8 protein-coding genes and 2 pseudogenes are annotated in these 9,448 nt (G+C 72.5%); 6 read left to right on the forward strand and 4 right to left on the reverse strand.

The window, feature by feature from the left end; translation table 11 throughout:
• Positions 1–16 precede the first annotated feature (16 nt).
• The gene (locus KBX53_RS12025) at positions 17–1,696 is read right to left on the reverse strand and encodes a DNA repair helicase XPB (protein WP_030329662.1); all 1,680 of its coding nucleotides are present in this window, start codon (positions 1,694–1,696) and stop codon (positions 17–19) included.
• Between the two features lie 172 nt (positions 1,697–1,868).
• Between KBX53_RS12025 and KBX53_RS12030 the strand changes: the two genes are divergently transcribed.
• Both KBX53_RS12030 and KBX53_RS12035 read left to right on the forward strand, forming a co-directional pair.
• Entirely contained in the window at positions 1,869–2,747 is an 879-nt protein-coding gene (locus KBX53_RS12030; protein WP_210859186.1) for a L,D-transpeptidase family protein, read from the forward strand.
• 97 nt (positions 2,748–2,844) lie between these two features.
• Complete coding sequence (locus tag KBX53_RS12035; RefSeq protein WP_030329658.1) at positions 2,845–3,081, forward strand: hypothetical protein; 237 nt, start codon at positions 2,845–2,847, stop codon at positions 3,079–3,081.
• A gap of 34 nt (positions 3,082–3,115) precedes the next feature.
• Here KBX53_RS12035 and KBX53_RS12040 read toward each other — a convergent pair.
• Positions 3,116–5,596: pseudogene (locus KBX53_RS12040) on the reverse strand (helicase-associated domain-containing protein); the annotation flags it as partial.
• An 83-nt stretch (positions 5,597–5,679) separates the two neighbouring features.
• Between KBX53_RS12040 and KBX53_RS12045 the strand changes: the two are divergent.
• Together KBX53_RS12045 and KBX53_RS12050 are read left to right on the forward strand one after the other, a co-directional pair.
• The gene (locus KBX53_RS12045; protein WP_210859188.1) at positions 5,680–6,303 is read left to right on the forward strand and encodes an HAD family hydrolase; all 624 of its coding nucleotides are present in this window, start codon (positions 5,680–5,682) and stop codon (positions 6,301–6,303) included.
• 27 nt (positions 6,304–6,330) lie between these two features.
• A complete protein-coding gene (locus tag KBX53_RS12050) occupies positions 6,331–6,717 on the forward strand; it encodes a cold-shock protein (protein WP_030329652.1) in 387 nt (128 codons plus the stop codon).
• Here KBX53_RS12050 and KBX53_RS12055 read toward each other — a convergent pair.
• Positions 6,678–7,526, reverse strand: a complete 849-nt coding sequence (locus KBX53_RS12055) for a 1,4-dihydroxy-6-naphthoate synthase (protein WP_030329650.1) — start codon at positions 7,524–7,526, stop codon at positions 6,678–6,680. The genes KBX53_RS12050 and KBX53_RS12055 overlap by 40 nt on opposite strands.
• A 569-nt stretch (positions 7,527–8,095) precedes the next feature.
• Here KBX53_RS12055 and KBX53_RS12060 point away from each other — a divergent pair.
• Positions 8,096–8,248 (forward strand): hypothetical protein, encoded by a 153-nt coding sequence (locus KBX53_RS12060; RefSeq protein ID WP_156057358.1) that lies wholly within the window; start codon positions 8,096–8,098, stop codon positions 8,246–8,248.
• Positions 8,249–8,340: 92 nt separating this feature from the next.
• Positions 8,341–9,282, forward strand: coding sequence for a GNAT family N-acetyltransferase (locus KBX53_RS12065; protein ID WP_210859190.1), 942 nt, complete (start codon positions 8,341–8,343; stop codon positions 9,280–9,282).
• Between the two features lie 12 nt (positions 9,283–9,294).
• Here the strand turns inward: KBX53_RS12065 and KBX53_RS12070 are convergent.
• Positions 9,295–9,448, reverse strand: a pseudogene (locus KBX53_RS12070) (futalosine hydrolase); the annotation flags it as partial.

Here is a 9,448-nt window from a genome sequence, read left to right on the forward strand (position 1 = left end):
GCCGCGCAGCGCGGAATCAGTCGAAGGACGGCAGGGACGGGCCGAGGACGTCGTCGGCGTCGACGATCGTGTACGCGTACCCCTGCTCGGCGAGGAAGCGTTGCCGGTGGGCCGCGTACTCCGTGTCGATCGTGTCCCGGGACACCACTGTGTAGAAGTGCGCCTGCCGGCCGTCGGCCTTAGGCCGGAGCACCCGGCCCAGGCGCTGCGCCTCCTCCTGGCGTGACCCGAACGTCCCGGACACCTGAATCGCCACCGCCGCCTCGGGCAGGTCGATGGAGAAGTTGCCGACCTTCGAGATCACCAACGTGCGGATCTCCCCGGTGCGGAACGCGTCGAAGAGCCGCTCCCGCTCCTTGTTCGTGGTCGAGCCCTGGATGATCGGCGCGTCGAGGTACTCGCCGAGCTGGTGCAACTGGTCGATGTACGCGCCGATCACCAACACCTGGTCCTCCGGGTGCCGGTCGACAAGCGCCTTGACCACCGGCAGCTTGGTGCGGGCGGTCGCCGCCATCCGGTAGCGCTCCTCGGCCTCCGCCGTCGCGTACGACATCCGCTCCGCGTCGGTCAGGGTCACCCGTACCTCGGTGCACTCGGCCGGGGCGATCCAGCCCTGCGACTCGATGTCCTTCCACGGCGCGTCGTACCGCTTCGGGCCGATGAGGCTGAACACGTCACCCTCGCGGCCGTCCTCACGTACCAGGGTCGCCGTCAGGCCCAGCCGGCGGCGGGCCTGGAGGTCCGCGGTGAACCGGAAGATCGGCGCGGGCAGCAGGTGCACCTCGTCGTAGACGACCAGGCCCCAGTCACGGGCCCCGAACAGGTCAAGGTGGGTGAACGCGCCGCCGCGCCGCGAGGTGAGCACCTGGTACGTGGCGATGGTGACCGGGCGGATCTCCTTGCGCTCGCCCGAGTACTCGCCGATCTCCTCCTCGGTCAACGAGGTGCGGGCGATCAGCTCCCGCTTCCACTGCCGTCCCGCCACCGTGTTGGTGACCAGGATCAGCGTCGTCGCCTTCGCCTCGGCCATCGCCGCCGCGCCGACCAGGGTCTTGCCGGCGCCGCACGGCAGCACCACCACCCCCGACCCGCCGGCCCAGAACGCCTCGACGGCTTCCCGCTGGTACGACCGCAGCGTGAACGGCTTGCGCCCGTCCTTGCCGGCTTCGGCCAGCTCGATCGGGTGCGCCTCACCGTCGACGTAACCGGCCAGGTCTTCCGCCGGCCAACCCAACTTCAGCAGCGCCTGCTTGAGTCGGCCCCGCTCGGACGGATGCACCCGGATCGTGTCGTCGTCGATCTTGTCGCCGAGCATCCCGGCGAGCTTCTTGCTCTTGGCCACCTCGATCAGCACCAGCCGGTCCAGTGCGCGCAGCACCAGCCCGTACGCCGGGTCGTTGGCGAGCTGCAACCGGCCGTACCGGTCCATCGTCTCGGCCACGTCCACCAGCAGGGCGTGCGGCACCGGGTAGCGGGAGTACTTGATCAGCGAGTCGACGACACCCTCGGCGTCGTGTCCCGCGGCGCGGGCGTTCCACAGACCCAGCGGGGTCAGGCGGTACGTGTGCACGTGCTCCGGCGAGCGTTCCAGCTCCGCGAACGGCGCGATCGCCATCCGGCAGGCCTGCGCGTCGGGGTGGTCGATCTCCAGCAGCAGGGTCTTGTCCGACTGCACGATCAGTGGTCCACCGCTCACGCCAGCGTCCTCTCCTCGGTTGGCCGTCGGCCGAAACGGGTCGCATACCCGCCGCTGGCCGACCATCCAGTGTTGCACGATGCGGGACGGCGGAAGAAAGATGCGCACCCGCCGCAACCGTGACGGCACTCACGAACGTCTAAGAAGGGGACGATTGTCAGGGGAGGGCTCCATGAAGCACTTTCGGACCACTTCCCGGCTGCTCGCCCTCGTGGTGGTCGTGCTGGTCGGCGCGGGTGCGTGCGCGTTCGAGCCGCAGTCCGGTGGGAGTGGTGGCGGGGGAGCCGCCCCAGCCGGTGCGGCAGAACGGGCAACGGGGGCGAGCGACACGCCCCGGCCGGACCAGCACGGCCCGTCCACGTCGGCCGTAGCCACCCCGAAACCCTCCCGGAAACCCACGCCGAAGCCGACCCGCACGAGCACGGCCAAGCCGACCCCCAGCGGTACGCCGACCGTCGCCGGCTGCCCCCAGGGCCAGCACCAGCGCGCGGTGGAGACCTACCTGGCCCGGTTGGGTGGGTTCGGGGCGGTGACCGTTGACGGCCGGCAGTCCGCCGCCGACTGCGCGGCGATCAAGAAGTTCCAGAAGAGGTACGGCATTCGCCCCGTCGAGGGTCGCGCCGGGCCGACCACCCTCGACGTGGCCCAGCGCCTCGCCACCACCGACCCGGCCCGCTGCAAGGGCGGCACAGGCACCACGTTCTGCGTGGACCTGACCCGACAGACCGTCTGGGCGCTCCGCGCCGGCAAAGTGATCATGGCGCCGACGGTGACCCGCACCGGCATGTCCGGCTACCGCACCCCGGCCGGCACCTACACCGTCAACTACCGCAACCCCAAGGAATGGTCCGACCCGTACGAGGTGTGGCTGCCGTACTGGCAGCACTTCACCCAGGGGATGGGCTTCCACGAGACCACCACCTACCTGCACGAGAAGTCGATCGGCTCGCACGGCTGCGTCAATCTGCTGCACGCCGACGCCGTCCGGATGTGGGAACTCGGCAAGGTCGGCACCCGGGTGGTGCTGATCGGCCGCCGCCCCGGCACCTGAGCGACACGCAGCGAATTGCGGCGGTGACCCCCTGTCCGACCGGACTCTCGAGTGTCACTCTTGGAGTCCAGGGCCGGACCGGGCGGGGAGGCTGGGCATGACGGTCGACCATGACGTGATCGCGGAGCATGAGCAAGCAGCACCGGACGAGGTGTCCCGAGCGACCGTGATCGCGTACGCCGTCGCGGCGACGCTCCTGCTCGGGTGGTTCCTCTTCGGCTGGCTGGTGCTCCAGCAGGGCTTCATCGACTCGGTCGGGGAGGCCGCCGGCGCCGGCTTCGCGCTGCTGCTGGTCATCTCGGTGATCGGCACCGTGCGCCGGAGCCGCCGCTGACCGACAGCGCCCCGCGCGACGGCGCCGTCGGACAGTCCGCCACCACCGCCGCGGTGATCCGGTGCAACGCGAACGTGTGCAGCATCGCGGTCCGCTCATCCTCGGCCCGCAGGTAGCCGGCACCGATCGAAACCGGTTTGAGTAGGCGCGACGCGGTCGCCCCGTGCGCGTCGACGTAACCGACCCAGACCAGCGCCTTGTCCCGGACCGCCTGCTGGAGCACAGCCAGGGCCTCACTGTGGGTGTGCGCCGGCACTGGACCGCCGCCCAACCCCGGAGCACCGCCGCGCACCACCGCCGGTGCGCGTCGGGCCGCCCGCGCCGCCGCGTCGCCCCGCCGGATGTGCTCCACCACGCCGAGCAGCCGGGGCATGGGCAGCTTCGGGGCGGCCAGCGGATCGGTCGTACGACTGGTCACCGACACCCGGGGCGGGGCCCGCCGGATGCGCGGCCGGGCCAGCACGGTGCTGCCGGTGCCGTCCTCCTGCACCGGCGCGTACCCGGCGTCGCGAAGCGCGCCCAGCAACCGGCCAACCTGGTACTGCGTGCACAGCACCGTCGGCGCCAGCCGGCGCAACGCCAACGACTCCAGTCGCCGGTCGGCCAGCACCTCGCTGATCAGCGTCTCGTCGTCGCTGCGCAGGTACGCCCCGGCCAGGCCGACCCGCAGCCCGCCGTGCTTACGGGCCACGTCGTCGATCAGGTAGGTGAGCCCCTGCGGCACCGGGGTACGTGACCGGCGCCGGAACACGTCGTGCAGGTCGTCGGCGGTGTAGCCGGAATCCAGTGCCCGTCGCACGCTCGCCGTGGTGACCCGGTGCACGCTGGCCCCACCGGCCGACTCCAGCTCGGTCATCGCCTCCAGTTCGGCGGCGAGCGCCGGCTCGGGTGGGCCGGGCACCACCACGGTCAGGTCGGCCTGCACCAGGAAGTGGTCGACCGGTGCGGGCAGCAACGCGTCCAGCGCCCGGGCGGCACTGGACGGGTCACCGCTCTCGATGTCCGCGTGCACGCCCAGCGGGTCGTCGGTCCGCTCGTCGGTCGACGTCAGGTCACCCAGCAGCAGCCGACCGTACGTGGTGAGCGCCCCCAACCCCGTCACGCCCAGCTGCGCGGCCTCGGCCAGCACCTCCCGGTGGGCGGCGTCCCGGCCCCGGCTGCGGCGCGGGGCCCGCCAGTCCAGCAGGTCCTGCACCTCCTGCGGGGTGGGTGCGGTGGCCGGTTCCAGATCGGCGAGTACGCCCAGCACCGCCCGTCGGGTGGCCGGCACGCCGGCCCGTTCGGCCTCGGCGGAGAGCGCGGCGATCGGGCGGTCCCGGTCGTCCCGGCGGCCGACCAGCCCCACCTGCCGGGTCATGGTCAGCCACGCTCGGGCGAGCTGCTCCCACCGTTGGGCCAGTGAGGCGGCTCGCCACACCTCGTACCCGCCGGTCGGCAGCACCTGCTGGTCCGCCCCGTACCGGCCGGTGGCCGACCCGGGTATCTCCAGCTCACCGGCGAGCCCCGCCGCGTACGCGACCTCCAGCAGCAGCGCGGTGGTCGGTTCGTCCAGCCCGGCGGTGCGCGCCAACCGGCGCAGATCCCGCACACCGATGCCACCCGAACGCAGCACCGGCGCGGGCTCGTCGGCGAGTTGCTCCAGCAGCCCTTCGGTGTTCCGGACCACCTCCATGGTCTGCCCGGCCCCGGCCGAGTCGACAGCCTTCGGCTCCCGCGGTGCCGCGGCCACCGGCGGTGGGCTGGTGCGCAGGGGCCCGAGCGGGCCGGTGTCGCGGCGCAGCAGCAGGCCGACCTCGCGGGGCAGCTCCACAGTTCCGCTGGCCGTGGACGAGCCGGTCGTCACGGGGACCAGCAGCCGGTTGTCGACGAGCCACCGCACCGGGGAGCCGGTCGGGGCACCCCCGTTGGTGGGGTCGGAGAGGACCGGGTCCTCCGTACCGAGCGGCGGCGCCTGCAACGCTCCCGGCGGAACGCTGCCGACCGGTGGGCCGGCCGCCAACCGGTCCAGGATCGCCCGGGCCGAGGGTGGGGCGGCGAGCACCGTCCGTCGGAGTTTCGCCGGGTCCGCGCAGAGCGCTGCCGTGCGCGGGTCCAGCTCCGCAGCCGGCCGGCCGAGCCCGGCGGGGTACGGGGACACCTCGTCGACGGCGGGCACCACCTGGAGCGCGTGCTCCGGGCCGTACAGCAGGAAGAGCGCACGCAGTCGGCCCACGGCGGCCCGGACGGCCGTCGGAGCCGGCGGCTGCGGCCCGGCGGTCGCCATCGCGAGCACGGTGTCGGTGGCCGTGGTGGCGTCGTCCGGGTTCCGGGTGAGGCGGGCGGCGTCGAGGATCTGGAGGGTGAACTGGTCCAGCCCGTCCAGCGCGCGGGCCACGGAGACCCGGGACTGGGCCCGGATGGCCAGGGCGGAGACATCGGCCGGCACGGGCACGACGAGGTCGGGCCGCAGCTGGAGGAGCGCGGCCAGTGACTCGTCGGGCAGCGACCGCAGGTGGTCGGCGAGTGAGGTGGTCATCGTCTTTCCACGCTAGCCCGGCATCGGGCTTCCGCGCCCCTCGGACGTCCGGCCGACCGGGAGTAGCCGGTACGTTTCTCGACATGCCCGCACTGACCGTCGGATTCGACCTCGACATGACCCTGGTGGACTCCCGCCCCGGCATCGCCGCGGCGTACCGGGCGCTGACCGCGAGGACCGGTGTGCCGGTCGACGCCGAGCTGGCGGTGTCCCGGCTGGGGCCGCCGCTGCGTACCGAGATCGCGCACTGGTTCCCGCCGGAGCAGGTCGAGTCGGCCGTACGGGTGTACCGCGAGCTGTACCCGGCGTACGCGATCACGCCGACGCTCCTGCTGCCCGGTGCCCGGGAGGCCATCGACGCGATCCGGGACCGGGGTGGCCGGGTGCTGGTGGTCACCTCCAAGATCGGCCGGTTGGCCCGGTTGCACCTGGACCATCTCGGCCTCACTGTCGACGAGTTGGCCGGCGACCTGTTCGCCGAGCAGAAGGCGACCGCCCTGCGGGAGCACGGCGCCACCCACTACGTCGGTGACCACGTGGCGGACATGTCGGCGGCGGCAGCTGCCGGGGTGCCCGGCATCGGTGTCGCGACCGGCCCGTGCTCCCGGGCTGAGCTGCGCGCGGCGGGGGCGGAAGTGGTGCTGGACGAGCTCACCGAATTCCCAGCGGCGCTCGACGGGATGATCCAGCTAGCCTTGGAGCAGTAGCGGCTCAAGTGAAGCAGGGGTTTTCAGGTGCCTACGGGTCGAGTGAAGTGGTACGACACGGCCAAGGGATACGGCTTCGTCACCAGTGACGAGGGCGGCGACGTGTTCCTGCCCAAGGGGGCGCTGCCGGCGGGTGTCACCGACCTCAAGGGTGGCCAACGGGTCGACTTCAGCGTGGTGGACAGCCGCCGGGGCGCGCAGGCCATGGGAGTCAAGCTGCTGGACGCGCCGCCGTCGATGGCGGAGCTGCGCCGTCGACCGGCCGAGGAACTGCACGGCCTGGTCGAAGACATGATCAAGGTGCTGGAGGCGAAGGTTCAGCCGGACCTGCGCCGGGGACGGTACCCGGACAGGAAGGCCGCGCAGAAGATCGCTCAGCTGGTCCACGCGGTGGCCCGCGAGCTGGAGGTCTGAGGCACCAGGCCGGCGGTGGCGGCCCGGTCGAGCAGTGCCGCCACCGCGGCGAAACCGGCTTCGCCCAGGTCCGCGGTGAACTCGTTGACGTAGAGGCCGATGTGCCTGTCCACCACGTCGAGCTCCATCTCCTGGGCGTGCGCCAGCACGTACTCCCGGCTGGCCGCCGGGTCCGCCCAGGCCTGCCGGACCGACTCGCGGATCCAACCGGCCGCGGCCTCCGGGTCGACCGCGCCGCGCTTGGCCAGGATCGCGCCGAGCGGGATGGGCAGGCCGGTGTCGGTTTCCCACCATTCGCCGAGGTCGACCAGGGCGCTCAGGCCGTGCCGGTGGTAGGTGAACCGCGCCTCGTGGATGACCAGCCCAGCGTCGTAGCGCCCCGCCGCCACGCCCGGCATGATCTCGTGGAACGGAACCACCTCGATCCGGGCCGGCGGTCGCCCGGCCGACCAGAGCCGGAACAGCAGGTACGCGGTGGTCCGGTCGCCCGGCACCGCCACCGTCGCGCCGGTCAGGTCGGTGCGGTCCGGCCCGCCGTCACGATCTCCGCGGGTGAGCACCAGCGGGCCGCACCCGCGACCGAGTGCGCCGCCGCAGGGCAGCAGGTGGTAGTCGTCGAGCAGCCAGGGCAGCGCCGCGAAGCTCACCTTCACCAGGTCGAACGCGCCCCGCTCGGCCGCCGTGTTGGTGACGTCGACATCGGCGTACGTCACCTCGACCGGCGGCGCGTCGGGCACCAGCCCGTGCACCAGCGCGTGGAAGACGAACGTGTCGTTGGGGCAGGGCGAGATCGCCAGGGAGAGCGCCACACCCCCACGCTAGCCCCGCCCCCGCCTCGCCGCCCGCGCCCACCCCGCTCAGTGTGATCCGCGACGGAGATCGGCGGCGGAGATCGCCGACGGGAGGTCCGTGACGGGAGATCCGTGATCGAGATCCGTGACCGAAGATCTGTGACGGGAGGTCCGCGACGGAGGTCCGTGACCGGGGGTCCGTGACGGGAGGTCCGCGACGAACGGCCGGCGGCACCGGGAGTGTGGCCAGCCGCCGGCAGCAGCGTGGGCGGTGATCCGCCCGGGGCGCGGGGTCCGTACCTCCCACGGACTCCCTTTGGAGCTGATGTCGCAAACGAATCGCGCTGGACCCGGGGCCGCAGGGTCCGCAGTCCTGGTGCGGCCGACGTGTTCCGGAGTGGCCCGAAGTCGTGGCGCGACCACAGCGGTGTGCGGGGTCGTGGTGTGGGCCGCAGCGGTCCGCCGTCGTCGTGATGTAGGCCGTGGTGGCGCAGGCCGTGGTGATGGAGGCCGTGGTGGCGCGGGTCGTGGTGATGGAAGCCGTGGTGGCGCGGGTCGTGGTGGCGCGGGCCGTGGCGATGTAGGTCGTGGTGGTGCGGGTCGTGGTGGTGCAGGTCGTGGTGGTGCAGGTCGTGGTGGTGCGGGCCGTGGTGATGGAGGCCGTGGTGGCGCGGGTCGTGGTGGTGCGGGTCGTGATGATGTCGCAGACGATTCAGCTCCAAAGGAGGTCTGCGGAGTAGGTCGTCCACCGACCGGAGGGGTTGTCCACAGCTTTATCCACAGTCCCGATGAGGGTGTTGATAGTGGGCTGACCAGCGGGGAGCATCGGTCCGTGACCGAGGCGAGCGACCACACCGACGGGGGCAGCGGCGCCGACGAGGGCGACCACGCCGACGGGGGCGACGGCACCGACGGGGGCAATGGCGCCAGCGAGGGCAATGGCGTCGAGCTTGGCCTGGCGCTGCGCGCTCTGCGTCGGCGGGCCGATCTGAGTCAGCGGCAGTTGGCCGAGAGGTCCGGGGTGCCGCAGCCGACGCTGGCCCGGATCGAGTCGGGGCGGTCGGCCGATCCCCGATTCCGGACAGTGGAGCGTCTCGTCCGGGCAGCGGGTGGGCAGTTGGTCATCGGCACCTCGACCGCGATCTCCGGCATCACAGAACCCACGCCGGTGCCGCACGACGACATGCGGGACGAGGCAGACCGCCGTTACCCGGCTCACCTGGACGTGTGGCCGGTCCACGAGCCTCGGGACTGGCCCGGTGCCTGGTGGGCGGAGTGGTACAGGTTGCCGCCCCAGCGATATCCACTTCCGCTGCCACCGGCCGCCTACGAGCGCAACCGGCGTTACCGCGACAACCGACGGTGGGGTGCCGAGGTCCGACGGACTGCGCGGGTGCGTCGGGTGATCGGTGGCGACCTGCCGGCCACCTCCTGGCGGTACCTCGCCGAGCTTCCCGACGGGGCGCTGGTTGGTGAACTGCGGGCCCACGAGCGCAGCCCGTTCCTGGAGTTCGGGGAGTGGCATCCGGGCATGCCAGAGCGGGAGATGGTGCTCGACGGCGTGCTGGTTGATCCCCGTTATCGGCGGTTGGGGCTCGGACGTCGGCTGGTCACCGCGCTGGTGGCTGACATGCGCGAGGCGGGCATCGACGACGCGGCCGCCATCGCCGAGGGGTTCGGCACCGAGCTGCTGCTGGCGTGCGGCTTCGAGATCGAGGCACGCCGTCCGGCGGCACTGCGCCTCAGCCAACCCGGCAAGCGCTGGTTTTCCTGAACGCGGGCCTGGTCAGCGCAGTGCCGGGGCCGCTGCGGTCAGGGCGGCGAGGGCTTCGCGCAGCCGCCAGGCGTCCCGGTCGCGCGGGCCGATCGGGTTGGAGATGGTGCGCAGTTCGGCGAAGGGCAGCCCGGCCTGCGCGGCGGCGACCGCCACGCCGTACCCC

This window comes from Micromonospora sp. M51, assembly GCF_018070305.1.
Classification (GTDB): domain Bacteria; phylum Actinomycetota; class Actinomycetes; order Mycobacteriales; family Micromonosporaceae; genus Micromonospora; species Micromonospora parva.